Annotated in this window: 17 protein-coding genes and 1 pseudogene; 12 read left to right on the top strand and 6 right to left on the bottom strand. The window is 74.6% G+C overall.

The window, feature by feature from the left end:
* Positions 1-80: 80 nt before the first annotated feature.
* Both AC067J_RS18365 and AC067J_RS18360 read left to right on the top strand, forming a co-directional pair.
* Positions 81-1,484: a sensor histidine kinase gene (locus AC067J_RS18365; protein WP_478300358.1), complete on the top strand. Its 1,404-nt coding sequence runs from the start codon at positions 81-83 to the stop codon at positions 1,482-1,484.
* A gap of 150 nt (positions 1,485-1,634) precedes the next feature.
* Positions 1,635-2,327 (top strand): response regulator, encoded by a 693-nt coding sequence (locus AC067J_RS18360; protein ID WP_478300573.1) that lies wholly within the window; start codon positions 1,635-1,637, stop codon positions 2,325-2,327.
* 273 nt (positions 2,328-2,600) lie between these two features.
* Here AC067J_RS18360 and polX read toward each other — a convergent pair whose 3' ends face one another.
* Positions 2,601-4,328, bottom strand: coding sequence for a DNA polymerase/3'-5' exonuclease PolX (gene polX / locus AC067J_RS18355; protein ID WP_478300356.1), 1,728 nt, complete (start codon positions 4,326-4,328; stop codon positions 2,601-2,603).
* A gap of 400 nt (positions 4,329-4,728) precedes the next feature.
* On the opposite strand from polX, the gene AC067J_RS18350 reads away from it, so the two are divergent.
* The 3 genes from AC067J_RS18350 to AC067J_RS18340 all read left to right on the top strand — a co-directional run bounded on the left by AC067J_RS18350 (position 4,729) and on the right by AC067J_RS18340 (position 7,962).
* Complete coding sequence (locus tag AC067J_RS18350) at positions 4,729-5,559, top strand: histidine kinase (RefSeq protein WP_478300354.1); 831 nt, start codon at positions 4,729-4,731, stop codon at positions 5,557-5,559.
* Between the two features lie 217 nt (positions 5,560-5,776).
* The gene (locus AC067J_RS18345) at positions 5,777-6,406 is read left to right on the top strand and encodes an ArsR/SmtB family transcription factor (protein WP_478300352.1); all 630 of its coding nucleotides are present in this window, start codon (positions 5,777-5,779) and stop codon (positions 6,404-6,406) included.
* Positions 6,403-7,962: an MFS transporter gene (locus AC067J_RS18340; protein WP_478300350.1), complete on the top strand. Its 1,560-nt coding sequence runs from the start codon at positions 6,403-6,405 to the stop codon at positions 7,960-7,962. Before AC067J_RS18345 ends, AC067J_RS18340 begins: the two co-directional genes overlap by 4 nt.
* A gap of 256 nt (positions 7,963-8,218) precedes the next feature.
* Here AC067J_RS18340 and AC067J_RS18335 read toward each other — a convergent pair whose 3' ends face one another.
* Positions 8,219-8,896: a DUF6629 family protein gene (locus tag AC067J_RS18335; RefSeq protein ID WP_478300348.1), complete on the bottom strand. Its 678-nt coding sequence runs from the start codon at positions 8,894-8,896 to the stop codon at positions 8,219-8,221.
* A gap of 372 nt (positions 8,897-9,268) precedes the next feature.
* Positions 9,269-10,108 (bottom strand): annotated as a pseudogene (locus AC067J_RS18330) (DMT family transporter); the annotation flags it as partial.
* Positions 10,109-10,400: 292 nt separating this feature from the next.
* On the opposite strand from AC067J_RS18330, the gene AC067J_RS18325 reads away from it, so the two are divergent.
* A complete protein-coding gene (locus AC067J_RS18325; protein ID WP_478300346.1) occupies positions 10,401-10,664 on the top strand; it encodes a dsRBD fold-containing protein in 264 nt (87 codons plus the stop codon).
* Positions 10,665-10,867: 203 nt separating this feature from the next.
* Here AC067J_RS18325 and AC067J_RS18320 read toward each other — a convergent pair whose 3' ends face one another.
* Positions 10,868-12,427, bottom strand: a complete 1,560-nt coding sequence (locus AC067J_RS18320) for an MFS transporter (protein WP_478300344.1) — start codon at positions 12,425-12,427, stop codon at positions 10,868-10,870.
* 109 nt (positions 12,428-12,536) lie between these two features.
* On the opposite strand from AC067J_RS18320, the gene AC067J_RS18315 reads away from it, so the two are divergent.
* Complete coding sequence (locus tag AC067J_RS18315; protein WP_478300342.1) at positions 12,537-13,364, top strand: TetR/AcrR family transcriptional regulator; 828 nt, start codon at positions 12,537-12,539, stop codon at positions 13,362-13,364.
* Between the two features lie 192 nt (positions 13,365-13,556).
* Positions 13,557-13,706, top strand: a complete 150-nt coding sequence (locus AC067J_RS18310; RefSeq protein WP_478300340.1) for a hypothetical protein — start codon at positions 13,557-13,559, stop codon at positions 13,704-13,706.
* A 165-nt stretch (positions 13,707-13,871) separates the two neighbouring features.
* On the opposite strand, the gene AC067J_RS18305 is transcribed toward AC067J_RS18310, so the two are convergent.
* The gene (locus AC067J_RS18305; protein ID WP_478300339.1) at positions 13,872-14,762 is read right to left on the bottom strand and encodes an alpha/beta fold hydrolase; all 891 of its coding nucleotides are present in this window, start codon (positions 14,760-14,762) and stop codon (positions 13,872-13,874) included.
* Positions 14,763-14,910: 148 nt separating this feature from the next.
* Here AC067J_RS18305 and AC067J_RS18300 point away from each other — a divergent pair, with 148 nt between their 5' ends.
* On the top strand, positions 14,911-15,345 hold the full coding sequence (locus tag AC067J_RS18300; RefSeq protein WP_478300571.1) for a MarR family winged helix-turn-helix transcriptional regulator: 435 nt from the start codon (positions 14,911-14,913) through the stop codon (positions 15,343-15,345).
* 82 nt (positions 15,346-15,427) lie between these two features.
* On the opposite strand, the gene AC067J_RS18295 is transcribed toward AC067J_RS18300, so the two are convergent.
* Entirely contained in the window at positions 15,428-16,495 is a 1,068-nt protein-coding gene (locus AC067J_RS18295) for a hypothetical protein (RefSeq protein ID WP_478300337.1), read from the bottom strand.
* Between the two features lie 341 nt (positions 16,496-16,836).
* Between AC067J_RS18295 and AC067J_RS18290 the strand changes: the two genes are divergently transcribed.
* From AC067J_RS18290 to AC067J_RS18280, 3 genes are all read left to right on the top strand, one after another.
* Entirely contained in the window at positions 16,837-18,444 is a 1,608-nt protein-coding gene (locus AC067J_RS18290; protein ID WP_478300335.1) for a DUF3604 domain-containing protein, read from the top strand.
* 77 nt (positions 18,445-18,521) lie between these two features.
* Positions 18,522-19,403, top strand: a complete 882-nt coding sequence (locus AC067J_RS18285) for a polysaccharide lyase family 20 protein (protein ID WP_478300333.1) — start codon at positions 18,522-18,524, stop codon at positions 19,401-19,403.
* Between the two features lie 65 nt (positions 19,404-19,468).
* Positions 19,469-21,034, top strand: coding sequence for an ABC transporter substrate-binding protein (locus AC067J_RS18280; RefSeq protein WP_478300331.1), 1,566 nt, complete (start codon positions 19,469-19,471; stop codon positions 21,032-21,034).
* Positions 21,035-21,132 lie beyond the last annotated feature (98 nt).

Genomic DNA, 21,132 nt, shown 5'->3' with positions numbered 1-21,132 from the left:
ACCGGCGCCGGGAGGGAGCGCCTCCCCGGGAGAGTTGGGCCGACCGGGTGGCCGTCCGGCCGGATCGTAGGCTCATGCGCATGCGTGCTGACCTTCCGGCGGACCGTGTGCGGGCCCGGACGCGGACCGAGCCCCGTTCCGGCACCGGCCGTTCCGTCGTCCCCGCCCGGGCCCCTCGCGCCGCCCGGGCCCGCCGGCCGGTGGCCGTGGCTGCGGCGCTGCTCCTGCTCACGCCCGTCGCGCTGGCGCACGAGGGCGAGCGCGCCGCCGCGCTGCTGATCGCCGCCACGGCCGCCCTGGCGGCGCTGGTGGCGGTCCTGCCGTGGCCGGCGTCGTCGCCGTCGCCGTCGCCGTCGTCATCGCGGCGGGTGACGCTCGCGGCGGCGGCGGGCGCCGTGGCCGCCGCGTCGTTGCTGCTGGACGCCGCCTACACCGGGCCGTACCGCCTGGCAGGCTTCTGGCTGCCGTCCGAGTGGCCGGCCCTGTTGGTGCTGGCGGGTCGGGTGGCCCGCCGTGCGCGCGGACGGTGGGCCGGCGCCGTCGGCGCGGTCGTGGCGGTGGCGGTGGTCGCGGTACCGCTGCGGTTCACCGCACGGGTGCCGGACGGCGGCTGGACCGGCTCGCTGCTCGCCGTCCTGCTGTCGGTGGTGCCGCTGGCCGGGGTGGTCGGTGCCGGCCTCTACCTGCGGGCGCTGGACGCCCGCCGGGAGCGTGCGGTGCTCCGGGCCCGGCGCGAGCAGCGGCTGGAGGTGGCGCGGGGGCTGCACGACTTCGTCGCGCACGAGGTCACCGGCATCGTGCTGGAGGCTCAGGCGGGCCAACTGCCCGGCCAGGGGCCGGAGGAGACGGCCGCGCTGCTGCGCCGGCTGGAGGAGGCCGGGCTGCGGGCACTGGACTCGATGGACGCGATGGTCGGTGCGCTGCGGGAGCCGCACGCGGACGAGGACGGCGACTCGGGCGGTGACGAGGGCGGCTCCTCGGGCGGTGGCGCCGCCGGGCACGGGGCGGGTGGCGGGGTCGCGGCGGGCCGGGTGGCCGGCACCACCCGGGTGCACGGGCTCGCCGATCTGCCGGAACTGGTCGGCCGGTTCACCACCACGGGCACGGTCCGGGCCCTTCTGGAGGCGGCGCCGGAGACCGCTGGGCTGCTGTCGGCGGAGGCGGAGGGCACCGCGTACGCCGTCGTGCTGGAGGCGTTGACCAACGTCCGGAGGCACGCGCCCGGCGCCGTGGACGTGGTGGTGCGGGTGGCGGTCGGTCCGGGCGGCGGCCGGGCGGTGGAGGTGTCGGTGACCGACGACGGCGGTGGCGGGCGCGGCACCGGCGGACGGGGTGTCAGGGGGCTGCTGCGGCGCCGTCCGGGCAGTGGTGGCACGGGGTTGGTGGGGCTGACCGAGCGCGTCGCCGCGCACGGCGGGGTGCTGGAGGCGGGGCCGCTGAGGCCGGCGGGCTGGCGGACCGCCTGCGTGCTGCCCGCGCGGTAGGGCGCTCCGATCGGCAGGGAGGAGGCGGGAGAGGGGGAAAGGCGGCAGGCGGCAGACAGCAAGGGCGCGGTGGGTCGGTCCGGTCCGCCGGTCCGCCGGTCCACTGGTCCACCCGGGCCCGGCCGGGGCGGGCGGTGCCGTCGTGCGAGACTGCCCCCCGTGACGAGTCCGAAGCCGGAGCCCATTCGCACGTTGATCGCGGACGACCAGGAGGCCGTGCGCCGCAGCGTGCGACGGATCCTGGAGGCACAGCCCGACATCGAGGTGGTCGGCGAGGCCGTGGACGGGCTCGCCGCGCTGGAGCTCGCGGAGGAACTGCGCCCGGACGTCGCGCTGGTGGACATCCGGATGCCCCGGATGGACGGCCTGGAACTGACCAGGAGACTCGCCGGCCCGGGCGCCGCCACTCCGGTGCGGGTGGTGGTGCTGACCACCTTCGACCTCGACGAGTACGTCTACCCGGCCCTGCAGCACGGGGCCTCGGGGTTCCTGCTCAAGCGCTCGGGTCCGGCGCTGCTGGCCGAGGCGGTGCGGGCGGCGGCGAGCGGGGAGAGCCTGATCAGCCCGTCCGTCACGGTGCGGCTGCTGCAGCACGTCACGGCGCCCCGGCGGACGGACCGCCGGTCCGCGCCGGTCGCGCCCCTGACCGGTCGCGAGGTGGAGATCGCCGGCCACGTCGCCGCGGGCCGGACCAACGCCGACATCGCCGCGGAGCTGTTCATCTCCCCGGGCACCGTGAAGACCCACGTGGCGAGCATCCAGCGCAAGCTCGGGGTGTCGAACCGGGTCGGAATCGCCGTGCACGCCTGGGAGATGGGGTACGCGGTGCGGACGGCGCCGTAGCCGGGCGTGTGGAACCTGCGAGGTGGGGGTGGCCTCCGGACGACACGTCCTCCGGCCGAACAGTTCGATCGTCGACCGAGGTACCAGCGGCAGACCCTGATCCGTCTCGATCTGTCGCCACTGCCTCCTGCGGTCGAACTCCCTCGTCTACCTCGCAGGTCCATATCCATCATGCTCCTCACCTGCGCGGCACACCAGGGGTTTCCGGAATAAATTCCACCAAATCGGACGCACCCGGGCCGGTGGCCGAAGACCCGGGAGCGGGCGGGCCGCTCAGCGCAGCGCGTCCTTGCGCAGGAAGCGCTTCAGCCGCTGCCAGGGCCAGGTGTTGATCACGTCCTCGGCGGTCAGCCAGGCCCGCTGCGCGGTGCCGACCCCGTACCGGGGGTAGGCCAGGTGAGGGGTGGCGTGCGCGTCACTGTCGATCGAGAACTTGACCCCGTGGCGCCTGGCACGCAGCACGTCCTCGTCGCGCAGGTCGAGGCGCTGGGGCGAACTGTTGATCTCGACGGCCGTGCCGGTGCGGGCGGCGGCGGCGAAGACGGCGTCCAGGTCGACGTCGATCGGTCCGCGCCGGCCGATCCGCCGGGTGGTGAGGTGGCCGATGACGTGGACGTGGGGGTTCTCGCAGGCGCGGATCAGGCGACGGGTCTGGGCCGCCCGGTCGGCGCCGAAATGGGAGTGGACCGAGGCCACGCACACGTCGAAACCGGCCAGGAAGTCGGCCGGCCAGTCGACCGTGCCGTCCGGACCGATGTTCAGCTCGGTGCCGTGGAGCAGCCGCATCCTCCGGTGGCGGCCCGCGAGTTCGCGCAGCCGTTCGCGCTGGGCGAGCATCTTCTCGTCCGTCATCCGCTGCATCACCAGGTCGGGCGCGTGGTCGGTGACGGCGAAGTAGGCGTAGCCGCGGGCCGCCGCCGCGTCGATCATCTCCTCCAGGCCGGCCAGCCCGTCGGTCAGGTCGGTGTGCGTGTGCAGGTCTCCGCGGAGGTCGGCCTCGGTCACCAGCTCCGGCAGTTCGCCGCGCAGCGCGGCCTCGATCTCGCCCCGGTCCTCGCGCAGCGGTGGTGCGATCCACGGCAGGCCGAGTGCCGCGTAGACCTCCTCCTCGGTCGCCGAGACGACCTTCCCGCCGCTCTCCGCGTCGAACAACCCGTACTCGGAGAGCTTCAGGCCGGCCCGGACCGCGATCGTGCGGAGCCTGATGTTGTGCGCCTTGGAACCGGTGAAGTACACCAGTGCCGCACCCCAGTCCTCCTCCGGCACCACGCGCAGGTCCACCTGGAGGCCGTCGGTGGTGCGGACCGAGGTCTTCGTCGGACCGCCGGCGATCACCTCGGCCACGTACGGGAGTCCGGTGAGCGCAGCCATCAGCGGGGCCGAGTCCTCGGCGGTGGCCAGCACGTCGATGTCGCCGACCGTCTCGCGCATCCGCCGCAGCGAACCGGCGTAGGCGCAGCGGGTGCAGCCCGGGACGGCCGCGAGCGCCGCGACGATCTGTTCGGCCTGCGCGGTGGCGACGTCCAGCAGCGTCCGCCCGCCGGACTGCCGCATCAGCTCGATGCCGTGCAGGATCTTCTCGCCGCTGCGCTCGCCGAAGCCCGCCACCCCGGTCAGCCGGTCGGCCCGGATCGCCTCGGCGAGCTGGTCGACGGAGGCGATGCCGAGGTCGCGGTAGAGCGCGAGGGCGCGTTTGGGGCCCACGTTCGGGACGGACATCATGGCGCGCACCCCGGCAGGGATCTTGGCGCGCAGCGACTCCAGCGCCTCCATCCGGCCGGTGGAGAGGTACTCGGCGACCTTCTCGGCGGTGGACTTGCCGACGCCGGGGATCTGCTGGAGCCCCTTGGCGTCGAGTCCGGCGATGTCGTCGGGGTGGCCGCCGACCGCCCGGGCGGCCTTCTCGTAGGCGCGGGCGCGGAAGGCGTCCCCGCCGGTGATCGAGATCAGGTCGGCGTACTCCTGGAGCAGCTCCCTGACCTGGTCGTTGAGCCGGGCCATGGGGTCAGTCTAGGTTCGGTGGGCGGATCGGGCCGTGCGGTGGCGTGGGGGTGCGGGCGGTGGGGTGAGCGGTGGGGGTGAGGGGGTGGGGGCGGTGGGGGATGCTCTTGCTTGGGCTGGGGGAGGTTGGGGCGGGGCTCGGGTGGGGAGGTTGGGGCGGGTGCTCCGGGGTGGGGTGCCTGGGGCAGGGTCAGGGGGCGCGCGTTTGGCCGATGCGCCCCGCCGGTCGGCGGGTGGCGGCTCCGTCGGTCGGCGGGGTGGCCCGGTCGGCCGGGAGCCGGGAGCCGGATTGTCACCCGGGCGGCTCTGGCGCAGGCTAGGCGCAGGACCGGGGAAGCGGTCCGCACCGGCTCGCCGGGGATTCTGCGGAGACGGTCCGCGAGGTACGAGGGGCGGGGCGATGGCAGGCGGGAAGCTCTGGGACTACATGGCGTCGGGCGCGCGGGCGCTGGGCGGGTTCGGCCCGCGGGCGCGGGCCGGGGCGTCGGCGGGTGCGTGGCTGCTCAAGGGAGCCGGCGGCCGGCCGGACGCGGTGGGGGTGCCTGGTGCGGGGCCGGGGGTCGGCGGCGGCCCCGGCGGGGGCATCGGCGGTCCGGGCCGGGGCGGCTCGGGCGGAATGGTCGGGCCGCACCCGTTGTCGCGGACCGAGCTGGAGCGCCTGCGGTGGACGGACCGGGCCGGCGGCTGCGTGCCGGACGCGCGGCACGTCCAAGTCGCCGACGTGGTGCGGCGGGTGCTGCGGGGCGGTGGCCGGTCGGGGGCGGTGTCGGTGCGGATACCGGTCGGCCTGCCGGTGGTGGTGGCGGACTCCCGGCGGCTGGAGACGGCACTGGCCGGGCTGGTCGACCACGCGATCCGGCGGAACCCGCCGGGCGTCAGGGTGCTGGTCAGGGTCGATCCGGTCCCCGGGCCGGGCGGTCCGGGCGGGCTCGGGCTCCCCGGGGTGTCCGCGCCGCCGGAGGTGCCGGCGGGTGAGCTGGCGCGGGTGGAGCTCCGGGTGGTCGACCAGGGGCCGTCGGAACTGCCCGAGGCGCGGCACTGGCTGGTCGCCGGGGTGCGGACCGGCGAGCCCGGCGGTCCGGGCGGCAGACGGGGCCAGGACGGTACGGCCGGTCGCGTCGGGCCGTCCGTGCCGGCGCTGGTCCGGGCGGCCGGGGGCCGGCTGGGCGTGGAACAGACGCCCGGTGGCGGGGTCACGGTCGTCGTCGTGCTGACGGTGGCCGGTGACTGACGTCGGTGATCGGTGGCGGCTGACGTCGGCGGCCCGACGTCGGTGATCGAGGGCGATTGCTGACGTCGGGGGTCGGGGGCTGACGGTGACTGACGGCGGCTGACGGAGTCCCCGCGCCGTGGCCGGCAGGGGCAGCCCGGGCAGCGGGTCGAGAACCGCAAAGACTTCTTCGCAAAAACCCTTTGCGAAGAACTGTTTGCGGTTCTATGGTGCTGTCATGACCGAAGACCACAGGTGGCCACACAGCCCGGATCCGCAGACCGACGTCGTGCTCGACGCCAAGGGCCTGCGCGCCCTGGCCCACCCGGTGCGCGTGCAGCTGATCGGGCTGCTCCGCAAGCACGGCCCGTCCACGGCCACCAGGCTCGCCGAGCAGCTGGGGCTGAACTCGGGGGCGACCAGCTACCACCTCCGCCAGCTCGCGGCGTCCGGGTTCGTCGCGGAGGACACCGAGCGCGGCAACGCCCGCGAGCGGTGGTGGAAGGCGGTCCACCAGGTGACGTGGTGGACGGACACCGACCTCGCCGACGAGGACCCGGAGGCCGCGCTCGGGTACCTGCGGTCGATCGTCGCGGCGCACACCGTCACCGCGCAGACCGCGCTCAACGCCTACGAGACCATGCCGGCCGCCTGGCGGCACGCCCTGGACCTCAGCGACTCGGTCCTCCAGCTCACCCCGGAGGAGGCCCGCGGGCTGGCGGGGGAGCTGATGGAGGTGGTCGCCCGCTACCGGAGGGCCGATCCGGTCGAGCCCGGGCCCGAGGGCACCGAGCGGGTGGCGGTGGTCGTCCACGTGCTGCCCGACCCGGTGGCCACGGCGACCGAAGTGCCGGAGGAACGATCATGACCACGCGAACCGATGACGTGTCCGTCGCCGCTTCCGTCGCCGGTTCCGCCACTGCCGGCTCGGCCACTGCCGGCTCCGCCACTGCCGGCTCGGCCGCCGCCGGGCCGCGCAGCCTCCGGCCGCTGGTCGGCGTGCTGACGGCGATGGCCGTGTCACTGACCGGGACACGGGTCTCGGCCATCGCCCTCCCGTGGTTCGTGCTCGCCACCACCGGCAGCGCGACCATGACCGGCCTGGTCGCGTTCGTCGAGCTGACACCGTACGTGCTGGTCAAGGCCTTCACCGGTCCGGTGGTCGACCGGCTCGGCCCGCGGGTCGTCTCCTGGACGACGGACGCGGTGAGCGCCGTCGCGGCCGGTCTGGTCCCACTGCTGCACGGCCTCGGCCTGCTGCCGTTCTGGCTGCTGCTGGTCATGGTCGGGATCATCGGCGCCGCCCGCGGCCCGGGGGACTTGGCGAAGGAGGTCATGGTCCCCGAGGCGGCCGACCGGGCCCGCGTCCCGATGGAGCGGGCCACCGGCCTCTCCGGTGTCACGGAGCGGCTGGCCTCCACGGCGGGCCCCGCGATGGGCGGCGGGCTGGTCGCGCTGCTCGGTCCGATGACAGGTCTCACCGTCAACGCGGTCGCCTTCGCCCTGGGCTCGCTGGTCATCGCGATCGCGCTGCCGCGGGGCATGGGCCGGGCGGTGGCCGCACCCGTCACCGAGCTCCGGTCCACGGGTGAAGCGGCTCCGGCCGCGACCGGGCGCACGGACGCGCGTGAGGCGGACGCGCGTCGGCCGGACGCGCTTCAGGCGTCGGCCAAGGGCGGGCGCGCGGTCGAGCAGCCGGCCGAGCAGCCGGTCGAGCAGTCGGCCGGGTACTGGCGGATGTTCGGTGAGGGGTTCGCCTTCCTCCGGGGCGAGCCGCTGCTGCTGACGATCATCGTCATGGTCGCGGTGACCAACCTGCTGGACGCCGGGTTCATGACGGTCCTGGTCCCGGTCTGGGCCCAGGAGTCCGGGGGCGGTCCGGCCGCCATCGGCCTGACCGGGAGCGCCTGGGGCATTGCGGCGGTGGCGGGCAGCTTCATCGCGGCGGCGTTCGCCCACCGGCTGCCGCGTCGGCCGGTGTTCTTCGCCGGCTTCCTGCTCTGCGGCGCCCCGCGGTTCCTGGTCCTGGCAATGGACGCGCCGATGGGCGTCGTCCTCGCCGTCTTCGCGGTGAGCGGCTTCGGCTCCGGATTCCTCAACCCGATCCTCGGCGCTGTCCAGTTCGAGCGTGTACCGCGCCACCTGCTCGGCCGGGTCAACGCCCTCGGGGACTCGCTGGCCTGGGCCGGCATCCCGCTGGGCGGCCTCCTCGCCGGCTCTGCGGTGGCCCTGGTCGGGCTCATACCCGTGCTGCTCGTGTGCGGCGGCCTGTACTTCGCCACCACCACCCTCTCCGGTCTGCGGCCGGAGTGGCGTGAGATGGACCGCCGGCGTGGCCGCGGCCCGGGGGCGGTCACCGACACGAGCAGCAGCCCGGCGGAAGAGCGGGCGGAGGCGGCGGTCACCGCACGCGTCGCCTCCTGACCCGGGGCGGCTGCAGGGGCCGTCGGCCGACCCCGCCGTGAGCGAGTGCTCGGAGGCACCACGGTCACCGAGCGTCCGCCGGATGGGCGCCGACCCGCGGCAGCCGAGCGGACGTCCCGCCGCCCGGTCCTCGTGGGGCCCCGCCGTCCGGCCCTTGACGGTCAGGCCCTCGTCGCTCAGGCAGGGCCGGGTCGGGGCGGTCGGAACAGGTCAGGTCGGATCAGGTCAGGTCAGGGGGTCAGTCAGGTCAAGGAGGTCAGGTCAAGGAGGTCAGGTCACGGCGGTCGGGGGACGCCCCAGGGGTGGCCGCCCAGCGCAGGAGGAGAAGGGAGACGAGCGCGGCCAGCGCGCACCAGGTGGAGATGAAGGCCAGCCGCCAGAGCAGGGCGCAGAGTACGGCGCCGGCCCCGGTGAGCAGACCGAGCAGGCGGAGCAGCCGGTCACCGCTGAGGAGGAGTGCGCCGACGGTGGCGAGGAGGTAGCCGACGAGCAGGAGGGCGGGGTAGGGGACGCCGATGCCGTAGGTGAGGGTGTGCGTGTGCTCGGTGACGGTCACCGGGTGGAGGGCGACGGCAAGGGCCAAGGGGACGGCCACCAGGACACCGAGGAGGGCGACGGCCGTGAGCAGTCGGCGACGGGCAGGGCCGCCGTCGGTCGCGCACCGGACCCCGACCGGGACCAGGACGGGGAGCAGGGGCAGGGCGATCACCGCCCAGGCCGTTCCCGCCCAGCGGGCGGACCCGGCGGGCAGGTCGCCGTCGGCGCCGAGCCAGACCGCGGCCTCGATCAGCTGGTGCACGCCCAGGACGAGCGGGAGGGCGGCGAGCGGCAGCCGTTCCGGCCGTCCGGCACGGTGGGCCTGGACCAGGCAGATGACGCCGATGGCCGACACCGTGCCGCCGACCACCAGATCGGCCCGAGCGCTCCAGCACATGCGGTGTGTCCCGGCGGCCGGTCAGCGGGTGCCGGAAGGCGGGTCGGCCCGGTCAGCTCGGTCGGCCCGGTCGGAACCGTCGTCGTGACCGTTGTCCCCGCCGCTCCGGTCGTTGTCCTCCACTGTGCTCCCCTGACTCCCGTACTCCTGAGTCCCGTGCTCCTGAGCCCCGTTCTCCTGAGCCCCGTTCTCCTGACTCGCGGTCGCCGTACCCCGCGATGCCCGGTCCCGCGTCCTCCGGTTCCCCTTCGCTCCTCCTCTTCCTCCTCCTCCGCTTCCTCGGTCGCCTCCGTCTCCTCCATCGTCATGGCTGGTGCCGTCCTTGTCGCCGCGGACCTCGCCGGCACCCGCCGGGGCCTCCCCGACGGCACCGGGCATCGCGGGGTGACGGCCGATCACCACCACCCCGATCACGATGGCCAGCAGTCCGGCGACCTCCCACGCCAGGGCACCCGGGGTGACCCGGAGCCGGTCGCCGAGGAAGCCGACCGCGCAGGCGATCCCGGCGATCGGCTGGGCGGCGGTCAGCGCGGGCAGCGACATGCGCAGCGGCGCGGCCTCGAAGGCGCTCTGGACCAGCAGGAGTCCGACCACACCCGCCGCGACCACCGCGTACGGCTGCCAGCTGCGCAGCACCGCGTCCAGACCCTGGTGGTCGAGGCGCTGGGTGGTGGTCCGGGTGAGCGCGTCCTGGAGACCGTAGAGCAGGCCTGCCGCCAGGGCGAGCAGGGTCGCCTCCTCGAACAGCGGCAGCCTGCGGGCCAGCGACACCAGCAGCAGCGTCAGGCCGACCACCGTTCCGACCACCAGCCAGTGCCGCAGCTCGCTCGCCGGTGGGCCGCCGCCGGTCGGGCGGCCGGCCACGATGAACGCCGTCACCCCGGCGGCGAGCAGCACCACACCCGCCCAGCCGGAACGCCCGAGCGACTGCTTGGTCAGCACCCGTGAAAGCGCCATCGCGAACAGCAGGTTCGTGGCGAGCAGCGGTTCGACGAGCGAGACCTCGCCCTGGTTCAGGGCGAGGGCGGAGAGGATCAGCCCGCAGACCATGAAGCCGGTGCCGAGCAGCCACTCGCGCATCTTCAGCAGGTCCAGCAGCAGGCGCCAGTGCAGCATGTCGGCACGCGGAGCCCGCTGCGCCGCGTGCTGCTGGAGGACGAAGCCGAGGCCCAGACAGCATGCGGCGCTCAGTGCCAGGACGAAGACCGCCACGTAGGGACCGCCCGAAGGTCGTTGCCCGCGCTGCACCGCCGGGCCTCCGGGAGGAGGGAAGCCTCCGTGCGGAGCCGCCCTCCGGGAGTGTCCCGCGGCATTGGCGCGCTGTCGTCAGCCTACCGCCGGGCCGGGGCGCCGACCCCCGGAACGGCGCCCCGGAGGCGCGGCGCGGCGTCCGCTTGCCGCCGCCGTGGTGGCGGGCGCACGCTGGTGTGAGCGGACGCCACGGGGCCACCAACCCGTACCGGTCCGAGCAGGCGCGACGGGGGCCGGCGCCAGGAGGTGTGGCATGCACAACCAGTGGGATGTGGAGCTGAGTTTCGAGGAGGACGGCGTCCACACGGGATGCAACGCGAGGCTGACCGGGGCGCGAGCTCCGGGCCTCACGGCGCACGGTGAGGCGACGAAGAGCGCGGACGACCGTCCGCTCGCCCGGATCGGCGAGGAGGTCGCGGCCTCGCGAGCTCTGGAGGCGCTGTCCCGCAAGCTGCGGGCCCAGGCCACCGGCGAGATCGAGGACGAGGGCCACCGGCCGGGCTACCTGATCTACTGACACGCGGGCCATACGGGCCACACGGGCCACGCGGTCATCCCCCCGTCGGCGGGGCGACCGGCCGCGGGCCCGGGGCGCCGTCCCCGCGATCGCGCGGCGGAGACGGCCGCCTGGCCTGGTCGGCCCGGTCCTACGTGTGCGGCCCCACGAGTGCGGTCCTGCGAGTGCGGCCCTGAGGGTGCGGTCGCGCGGGTGCGTTCCGGTCAGCCGATCCGCGACGGCAGCGGGTCGGCCGCCTTCCTGCGGGCCGGTACGAACAGCACCGCAATCACCGCCGCCACGCCGAGCAGGGCGGCGGTGACCACGAACGCCCGGTCGTACCCGGCGGCCAGGGCGGCCAGCGGGGTGTCCCCGTCGGCTGCGGCACGGCGGGTGGCGGCCACCGCCAGGGTCGACAGGACGGCGAGGCCGATGCTGCCGCCGCACTGGCGGCCGGCGTTGAGCAGTCCGCTCACCAGCCCGGCCTCCCGGGGATCGACGCCGGAGGTGCCCATGGCGGTGTTGGCGACCATGCAGATGCCGACGCCGACGCTGGCCACGAGCGACGGTCCGACGAAGGCGGTGAGGTAGCCGGAGTCCACGCCGAGTCCGGCGAACCAGAGCATCCCGAGGCCCGCGAGCAGCAGGCCGCCGGTGAGTGCGGCCCGGCCGCCGAAGCGGGCGGTGAGCCGGCCGGCGATCATGCTGCCCGCCGCCGTCCCGGCGCAGAACGGCAGGAACGCGGCGCCGGCCGCGAGCGGGCCGTAGTGCAGGACGTTCTGCAGGTGCAGCGAGCAGAAGTAGAAGCCGACCAGCATCGCCGCTCCGAGCAGCGTGACGACGGTGCTCGCCACCCAGGCCGTCCGGGCCCGGAGCACGCCCAGCCGGACGATCGGAGCCCGTGCGAACCGGGCCTCCCAGAGGAGGAAGGCGAGGCCGAGCAGAACGGCGGCGGCGAGCGTGCCGAGCGTCCGGGCCGAGCCCCACGGGTGGCGGTCGGTCTCCATCAGCCCGTAGACCAGGGTGGTCATCGCACCGGTGCCGAGCACCGCGCCGAGCACGTCCGGACGGCCGGTGCGGGGCGGGCGGACGGCCGGCACCGAGCGTGCCGCGAGGACGGCGCCGACCAGCACGATCGGCGCGTTGACGAAGAACACCCAGCGCCAGTCGAGCAGATCGGTCAGCACCCCGCCGAGCAGGACGCCGAGCGCGCTGCCACCGGCCGTCACCATCGACCAGATGCCGAGCGCCCGGGCCCGGGCCGGTCCCTCGGCGAAGGTCACCATGATCAGGGTCAGACCGATCGGGGCGAGCACCGCGGCCGCGACGCCCTGCCCGGCTCGGGCGGCGACCAGCTGCGCCGGCGACTGGGCGAACCCGCCGAGGACCGAGGCGATCCCGAACAGGACAAGGCCGGAGAGCACCGCGCGGCGGTGCCCGACCAGGTCGGCGATGCGGCCGCCGAGCAGCAGTAGTCCGCCGAACGCCAGTGCGTAGGCGTTGACGACCCAGGGCAGCGCGTTGTCGACGAAGCCGAGCGCCTCGCTCATGGCGGGGAGCGCGATGTTCACGATGCTGGCGTCGAGCGTGACCATCAGCTGACAGAGGCAGACGGTGGCGAGGACGAGACCGGGCCTGGCGTGCAGGGCGTGTGGGGTGTGCGGCGTCCGCGGGGCGGAGCCCTTGGCGGGGGCCGGCTCCCGGGCCGGCTCGCGAGTCGGCGAGTCACCGGGCGGGGCCTCCGGAGTGGCCTGGGCAGGGGTGGGTGGCGCGGCTTCGGGCATGACGACCTCCGATGCGAACGTTGTTCGCGTAAGGTAAGCCTTACTTGATGGTGGGTGCAAGTGCGCCTGCGGAGGGGGTGATTTGGCGGAGCCATGGCAGGATGGCGGAGTGTCAGAAGAGAGCGGTCGGCCGGGCGCCGGCGGACGTGAGGCGGGGCGCGCGGCCGACGTCGCGGACGAGGCGGCGCCTGCGGTCGCGCCTGAGGCCGCCCCCGAGGCAGCGCCGCCGGCTGCGCCCGAGGTCGTGCACGGGTCCGGGGCGGAGACCGCGGGCGGGACCGCGGAGGCGCGCGGCCGGTACGGGCGCAAGCGCCCCCGCCCGGGACTGACCACCGTCGGCGTGGTCGCCGCCGGGCGCCGGGTGATCGAGCGGGACGGGATCGACGCGCTCACCATGCGCGCCGTCGCCACCGAACTCGGCACCGCGCCCGCCTCGCTCTACCGGCACGTGACCGATCGTGAGACGTTGCTGCTCGCCGTCCTGGAGGAGATCGCCAAGGGCCTGCCGGTCGACGTCCCGGGCGCCGACCCGCAGGCCCGGCTGCTGCGGCGGCTGGTCGACGCCCACGACTACATGGCCGGTCACGCCTGGGTGCTCCACATCCTGATCCGGGGCGAGCTGGTGGCCGAGAACGCGCTGCCCTTCAACGACGCCTGCCTCGCCGACCTGATGGCCGCCGGGCTCCCGCCCGAGCGGGCGATGCCGGCCTTCCGCTCCTGCTGGCAGCTGGTCCTCGGCGAGCTCCTCTCCGAGCACCCCGTCAGCCCGCCGCGCGAGCCGAGCCAGCGGCGCGCCGCGTACGAGGGGGCGGACGCGACGCGGCTGCCGGCCCTGGGGCGGGTGCTGGCCGCACTGGGGTACGTCGGCGTGGGGGAGCGGTGCGGGGAGTTGGAGGTGGCGCTGGGGGCGCTGATCGCGGGGTTGGTGCGGAGCTGAGTACCCCGGCCGGGGAAGCAGTACGGGTGAGCAGGCAGGGTGAGCAGGCAGGGTGGGCGGGCAGGAGGAGCTGCCTGGGCGGGGGACGGGCGACGGGTGGCCCGGTGTGTTCGGTCGAGGCCGGGGACCGGCAGGTTCGTGTGGTCGGGGGGAAGCCGAGCCGTAGGGGCGCGCGGGAGTGACGGTCGGATCATGATCCGGCTCACGGGTGGTGAGGCGCCGGTGCTGTCGGACCGGCTGTACGAGCTTCAGACGATGGACCTCAGGCGCGTCGTCGACGAACCGGCGAGTCGCCGCAGTGCCGGTCAGGCCGTTCGCGAGCTGCTTCGCCCGGAGGGCTGACCGGTCGAGCCGGTCGAGCCGGTCGATCTGGCCGGGCCATGTTCGACCCGCCGTAGCCAGGGGGTGGCGGGCTCCTCCGGTTCGGGCGGTGCCGGTGCTCGGGCCTCTCGCCGGGGCCTGCGGGCGGCGCGGTGCGGGAGCGGGGGTCGGGGGCGGGGAGGGCCGTCAGGGGCGGGCGGCGAGGAAGGCCGTGAGCTGCCGGTTCAGTTCGTCCGGGCGGGCCGTCAGCAGGGTGTGGTGGGAGGTCCCCGGGAGGACGGCGACCGTGGCGGCGGGGAGGGCCCGGCGGGTGCGCTCGGCCAGCGCGGCGGTGTCGTGGGTGCGGCTCCGTTCCGCGAACAGTGCCAGTACGGGCACGGTGAGCGCCTGCAACTGTTCCCGGGTCGGACGGGGGCCGGTGGCCGGCCGGGTGGCGGGGAATCCGGCGTACCCGAGCGCGTACAGCTCCCGCCAGGCGGGGTCGAGGGCCGTCCCGCCGCTCTCCCAGTCGAGGTAGGCGCGGGCCTTGGCGGCGGTGCGCGGCGGCACGAAGAGGGGCAGGACCCGCAGCAGGTAGCCCGGGCGGAAGCCGGCGAAGCACTGGGTCGGGTCGAGGAGGACGAGGCGGCCGACCCGGGCGGGGGCGTGCAGGGCGTAGCGGAGGGCGGTCCACCCGCCGTAGGAGTGGCCGACGAGGTCGGCGGTGGACACGCCGAGCCCGTCGAGGACCGCGTCCAGCCAGGCCGACAGGCCGGGGACGCCGCCGAGCGGGGTGCCGTCGAGGACGCTGCGGCCCGGGTCGCCGATCAGGTCGACGGCGAGGACCCGGTGGCCGGCCCCGGCGAGTGCGGCGACGTTGGCGGACCAGCAGGTGGAGGTGGCGCCGCCGCCGTGCAGCAGGACGAGGGGGCGGCCGTCGCGCGGCCCGCAGGAGTTGACCCGGGTGGTGCCGTGGGGTGTCCGGACGGTGAGGGCCTCGGCCGGGACGGGCCAGTGGGCGAGGGCGTCGTCGTAGGCGGCGAGGAAGGCGGTGAGGGCGGGTTCGGCGGTCGGGTCGGTGGCGGGGCGTGCGGACATGGGATCCCCCGGTGGATGATGTAGTCGCTCGCCGAGCATGCATCTCGCCGAGCAAGCATCTCGTTCGACATGTATCTCGCTGGGCGAGAGAATACGCTCCTGAGGACTCCGAGGAAAGGACACGAGGGTGGAGCAAACGCAGCCGCCGATGCGGCTGGTCCATCTGCTGCGCGGGCTGACCGTCGAACTCGACCTGTTCGGTGCCGAGTTCGCCGCGCAGCACGGCCTGCACCCGACCGACCTGCGGGCGCTCGTCCACCTGCTGGACGCCGCCCGGGCCGGCACCGTGGTCACCCCCGGACGGCTCGGCGATGCGCTGCGGCTGAACTCGGCGGGGACGACCGGCCTGGTCGACCGGCTGGTTCGGCTCGGCCTGATCAGGCGCGAGCGCGACCCGGAGGACCGCCGCAAGGTCCGGCTGCTGGTGGAGGACCGGGCGGTGGAACTCGGGCAGTCCTTCTTCGGCGGGCTCATCGCCGACCTGGTGGCCGCGATGGGCGGCTTCGAGGAGGCGGAACTGGCGGTCGCGGAGCGGTTCCTGACGGCGATGACCGAGGTGGTGGCGACGGCGCGGGTGCGGTGACGCCAGGCGCCCGGCGTCGCGGACCCGGCGGGGCTTTGCAAAGTCTCACGCTTTGCAAAGCGTGAGACTTTGCAAAGCCGTCCTACGGCCGCAGCCCGGCGAACTCCTCCAGCACGGCCACTCGCAGCTCGTGCGCACCGTCCGGGCGGGTCTGCTCGTAGTACAGGTACCAGCGGCCGCGGGCGGCGACGATGTCGGCGTACCGGATGTCCAGCCAGGGGCCGTCGGTGGTCAGCCGTTCCCAGTGCCGCAGGTCGGCGGAGACGGCGAGGCCGCAGCGCTCCTCGTAGTTGCCGGTGGCGTCGGCCGAGCCGTCGTAGAGCGCGAGCCAGCCGCCCCGCCTGTCCGGGAGGACGGCGGTGATCCGGGACTCGTACGCGTCCCAGGCGGTGTCCGGGCCGACGTCCAGGACCTCGGCGTCCCGGCCGGGCGGGGCGGTGAACCGCAGTCCGTCGGGGGAGTCGGCGAGCGCGGTCGGCTGGACGGTGAGACCGGTGGTGTGGATGTCGGCGGTGGCGTGGGCGCGTTCCCGCTCCTCGGCGGTGAAGGTACGGGCGCGCGAGACGGTGCTGAACAGCCTTACGGTGCCGCCGTGTTCGAGCAGGTACGGGTCCTTGACGCCCTCGGTGCCGGTGCCGGACGCGGTGAGCACCGGGGTACGGGCGGTGAGGTCGAAGGCGTCCGGTGAGGCCGCCCGGACGGCGTCGATGCGCCAGCGGTTGTCGGCCGGGTCGACGTAGCTGAGGTGGAGCAGGTAGCCGTCGTCGCGGGGGAGCAGGGCGAACCGCTCCATCGACGGTGAGTCCAGCTCGGCGCGTTCGACCGACCAGAGGTCGTGGAACTCGACGCCGTCGTGGCTCTCGGCCACCGCGCAGCGCCAGCCCCGGTCCTGGCCGCTGCCGCGCTCTCCCGTGCCGTCCGCCCCGCTGGTGCCGCCCGCCCCGCCCGCCACGTCCGTGCCGCCCTCGTCGCCCGCCGGGCCGGCGCCGCGCGGGCGGCGCTCGCGGTAGGTGAGGAGGAAGCGGTCGCGGTCGGCCTCGTAGCGGACGCTCGGGCAGCCGGCCCAGTAGCCGGGTTCGGGCCGCTCGGGTCCGCGGACCAGGGCGGAGGTGCTGAGGTCGGGCGGGGTGGGCAGGTCGGTGTTCGGCATGGCCGGCGGGTCGTCCTCACGGGAGGCAGCAGGGGTACTCCGGCAGTTTCTATCAGATCGATAGAAAGTTTCGTGGAAGTGTCCCGAGATGGGCGATCGGCCCCCGGCCAGCGAGAGCCTCTTTTCGCCCGATCGGCTTCTGTGAAGCCTGTGTTTCCTCCTGTGGCGATCGGGCAACGCCGATCGGGCTGGTCTTGACCATCGCCGAAAGATCGGGAAAGACTTCTTCTCACAGTCGATCAAACACCGAAGGCAGTCAACCCGACCGGACCACGACAGATCCAGCACCGCGACAGACCTTCACCGCACCAGCCCCGTACCGCAGAGGAAGCCCGCGCCCGATGACAGCCCCCAGCACCGACGCACCCGGCTACGGCGGTCTCGGCCTCTACGTCGGCGACATCCACAACCACTGCGGCATCAGCTACGGCCACGGCCCGATCGAGGACGCCTACGCCAACGCCCGCCTCCAGCTCGACTTCGCCAGCGTCACCGGCCACGGCTGGTGGCACGACCTCCCGGAGCGCACCCCCGAGCTGGCCTCGCTGGTCGACTACCACACCGAGGGCTTCGCCCGGCTCGCCGACCGCTGGGAGCACGTCCAGGAGGTGACCGCCGCCGCCCACGAGGACGGCCGGTTCGTCACCTTCCAGTCCTTCGAGTGGCACAGCCTCGCGTACGGCGACCACTGCGTGTACTTCGACGGCCCGCGCGGCGAGATCATCCGGGCCGGCAGCCTGGAGGAGCTGCGCGGCCGGCTGCGCGCCCTCGCCGCCGAGGGCGTCCGGACCTGGGCGCTCCCGCACCACATCGGCTACGGAACCGGCCGGCGCGGCATCGACTGGGACGCCTACACCGAGGAGTTCGCCCCGGTGGTGGAGATGATGTCGATGCACGGCTGCGCCGAGTCCGACGAGGCGCCGCGCGCCTACCTGCACACCATGGGCCCGCGCGACACCGGCGGGACGGCAGTGCACGGGCTGCGGCTCGGCCACCGGTTCGGGCTGATCGGCTCCACCGACCACCACAGCGCCTTCCCCGGCAGCCACGGCCACGGCCGGCTCGCCGTCTGGGCGCCGGAGCTGACCCGCCCGGCGATCTGGGACGCGGTCGAGCGGCGGCGCACCTACGCGATCACCGGCGACCGCATCCTGCTCGCCGCCTCCGTCAACGGGGCGCCGATGGGAGCCGAGGCCGCGTCGGCCGACCACCGCCGGATCCGGGTGACCGTGCACGGCCGGGACGCGCTCGACCACGTCGAGGTGGTCCGCAACGGTGTGCCGATCCACCGCCTCTCTCGGCCCGAGCTGCTCGGTGCGGCGGCGCGCTCGGCCGCCTTCGAGGGCACGCTCGGGTTCGCCGTCGGCTGGGGCAAGCGCGAGACGCCCGTCCACTGGGACGTCACGCTGCGGGTCGAGGGCGGTGAACTGCTGGACGTCCAGCCCCGGTTGCGCGGTTCGGAGACGGTCGCGCCGGCCGCGGCGGAGCCCGCGTCGTACCGGCCCTCCGACTGGTGGCGCACCGGTCCGGGGGAGCTGCGGCTGCGGACCGTCACCGAGGGCAACCCCAACACCGCGACCGACGCCACCCAGGGCTTCTCGCTCGCCGTGTCCGGGGACGACCGGACCAGGCTGACGGCGGTCGTCAACGGGGTCGAGACCTCGTACGCCGTCGGCGAGTTGCGCGAGGGGCCGCGCACGGGGTTCATCGGCGGGTTCGTCTCCGGCGCCTTCCGCTTCGACCGGGCGGTGCCCGCCCGGGAGCTCACCGCCGAGCTGGACCTGGTCGACGAACGGCCGGGCGGCGACGGCGACTTCTACCACGTACGGGTCCGGCAGCTGAACGACCAGTGGGCCTGGTCGAGCCCCACCTGGGTCGGTCGGACCGCCGGTGCCGGGCGAACCGGGGGTGCCGGGCCGGCGGCGGCTTCCTGTCGACGGGCCGGCTGACGCCCGGAAACCCGCCGTCGGCCGGCCGCCCCGGTCACCGCCACCCGAACCCGTACGTCCCGAGGAGCACCGATCCCATGGCCCCGTCCCGTCCCACCCCGTCCCGTCCCACCACGCGCCGGCTCGCCGGCACCGCCGTCGCCGCCGCGCTGCTGACCGCTACCCTCGTCGCCCCGGCCGCCGTCGCGAGCAGCACCTCCGCGAGCACCGCCGCGAGCACCTCCGCGAGCACCTCCGCCGCCGGCAGTGCCGCGAGCAGCACCGCCACCACCAGCACCGCCACGACCTCCACCACCGTCTTCTCCGACGACTTCGAGTCCGGCACCGTCGCCAACTGGACCCGCCAGCGGATCGACGGCAACGGCAGCATCACCGTCACCGCCGGGCCCGCCGGCGGCTCGGGCCTGGCCGGCCGGTTCAGCGTGCCGAACGACGGCCAGTCCTACCGCTCCGAAGTCGCCGTCAACGCCCTGGGCTGGGGCAGCTACCGCTTCGCCTTCGCCGACTACCTGCCCGCCGACTGGGTGCGGACCTCGACCGAGACCATCGTCGCCCAGTGGCACGGCTACCCGCTCGCCGACGGCAGCGACACCAAGCCGCCGATCGCGCTCACCGTCAAGGACGGCAGCTGGCGGCTCAAGGTGCACTGGCTGACCGACCCGTCCACCGTGGACGAGGCCGTGATCCCGCTCGGTGCCGTCCAGTTCGGGCACTGGAACCAGTGGGCCTTCGACATCACCTGGTCCACCGCCACCACGCCCGGTTCGATCACCGTGCTCCGCGACGGCGTCCAGGTCGGCGCCCGCACCGGGCTCAACAACTACCACCAGAACCAGGCGCCCTACTTCAAGACCGGCATCTACCGCGCCAACTGGAACCCCGCCAAGGGCATCCCCTACCCGACCGGCGGACCCGACGTGGTGCTCTACAGCGACAGCGTGGTCGTCACCGAGTACTGAGCCGGACACGGGACTCCCTGACCCGCCGGCCCCACCGAACCCAACCACCAAGAGGTAGCAGCACCATGAGCGAAGCGGCCCGCCACCCCGGCCTGCCCCGAAGAGGCTTTCTCGGCCTGAGCGCCGGAGCGGCCCTGCTGGCGGCGGGCTGCCGCTCGGCCACCGACCCGTCCCCCGGCGGCGACGCGGGCGCCTCCGCCACCGCCTCCGCGCCCGACCTGCAGATCGTGTACGGCAGCGCGCCCGACCCGACCCAGCTCCTCCACCGCGGCCCGGACACCCCGGCGTTCGTCAACCTCGTCCTGGACCGGCTGGTCGACCTCGACCCGAAGACCCTCCAGCCGGTGCCCTGGCTGGCCACCTCCTGGGAGTGGAGCGCCGACCGGCTCAAGCTGGTGCTCAAGCTGCGCGAGGACGTCACCTTCCACGACGGCCGCGCGCTCGACGCCGACGACGTCGTGTTCTCGCTGGTCGGCGCCACCAAGGCCTCCCAGGTCAAGCCGCTGCTGGAGCGGCTGGCCGACATCAAGGCCAGCGCGCGGAACGAGGTCACCCTCACCCTCGCCAAGCCGACCAGCAACCTGTTCGACGCGCTCGCCTTCAACCCCGTCGTCGACGCCCGGACCTACGTCGAGGGCAAGGCCTCCGACAAGGTCAACGGCACCGGCCCGTTCACCTGGCAGGCGTTCAAGGGCGGCAACCAGCTCGACCTCACCCGCTACGACCGCTACTGGCAGAGCGGGCGGCCCCGCTTCGAGCGGATCACCGTCCGGTCGGTGACGAGCAGTCAGGCCGCGCTGTCCGCCCTCCAGTCCGGGCAGGCGCACCTGATCGGCGCCGTCCCCGGCCGCGACCTCAAGGTGCTGACCGGGAACCCCGGCTTCACCGTGCAGTCCGCCAAGGCCTCCTACCAGCAGGCGTTCCTCGGCGTGAACGTCGCCTCCAAGCCCTTCGACGACGTCCGGGTCCGCCAGGCGCTGCAGTACGCGGTGGACCGCGAGCGGATCGTCGCCCAGGTCTACGGCGGCCACGCCGAGGCCAGCAGCCTGCCCTGGCCGTCCAACACGCCGGGCGTCACCCCGGACCAGGTCACCCGCTACCGGCACGACCCGGAGAAGGCCCGGGCGCTGCTCCGCGAGGCCGGCGCCGAGGGCGCCCGGGTGCCGCTCACCGCCGCCAACTCGCCGATCTTCACCTCGCTCGTCGAACTGGTGAAGTACGACCTGGAGCAGGCCGGGTTCGGCGTCGACGTGCAGCTGCTCGACAACGCGGCGATCCAGCCGAAGATCCAGCAGGGCACGCTGGAGGGCCTGTTCGTGGCCAACCACGGCATGGTCAGCGTCTCGCCGCTCAGCGGCATCACCGTCTCGGGCCCGCTCCAGGTCGGGAAGAACACCTCGCACGTCACCGACCCCGCCTACGCGCAGCTGCAGGAGCGCGCCTTCGCGGCCGCCGACGAGAAGGCCCGGGCCGACGTCAACCACGAGCTGTCCGAGTACCTGCTCGCGCAGTCCTTCCACATCACGCTCGCGCACGCCTGGGAGACCTACGCCTTCGCCTCCTCGGTGCGCGACGTGTCCACCAGCGCGCTCGGTTACCTGAAGCTGACCGACACCCGCCGGGACGGCTGAACGCCCGTCCCGGTCCGCACCGCACCGCCCCGCCGGCCGCCGGCCCCGGGCGACCCCCACCGCCCGGGGCCGGTGAACCACCCGGCCCGCCCGCACTG

Source organism: Kitasatospora sp. NPDC042419, assembly GCF_056437345.1.
Note: the sequence above shows the minus strand (reverse complement) of the source record. Positions and strands in the feature narration are given on the sequence as shown.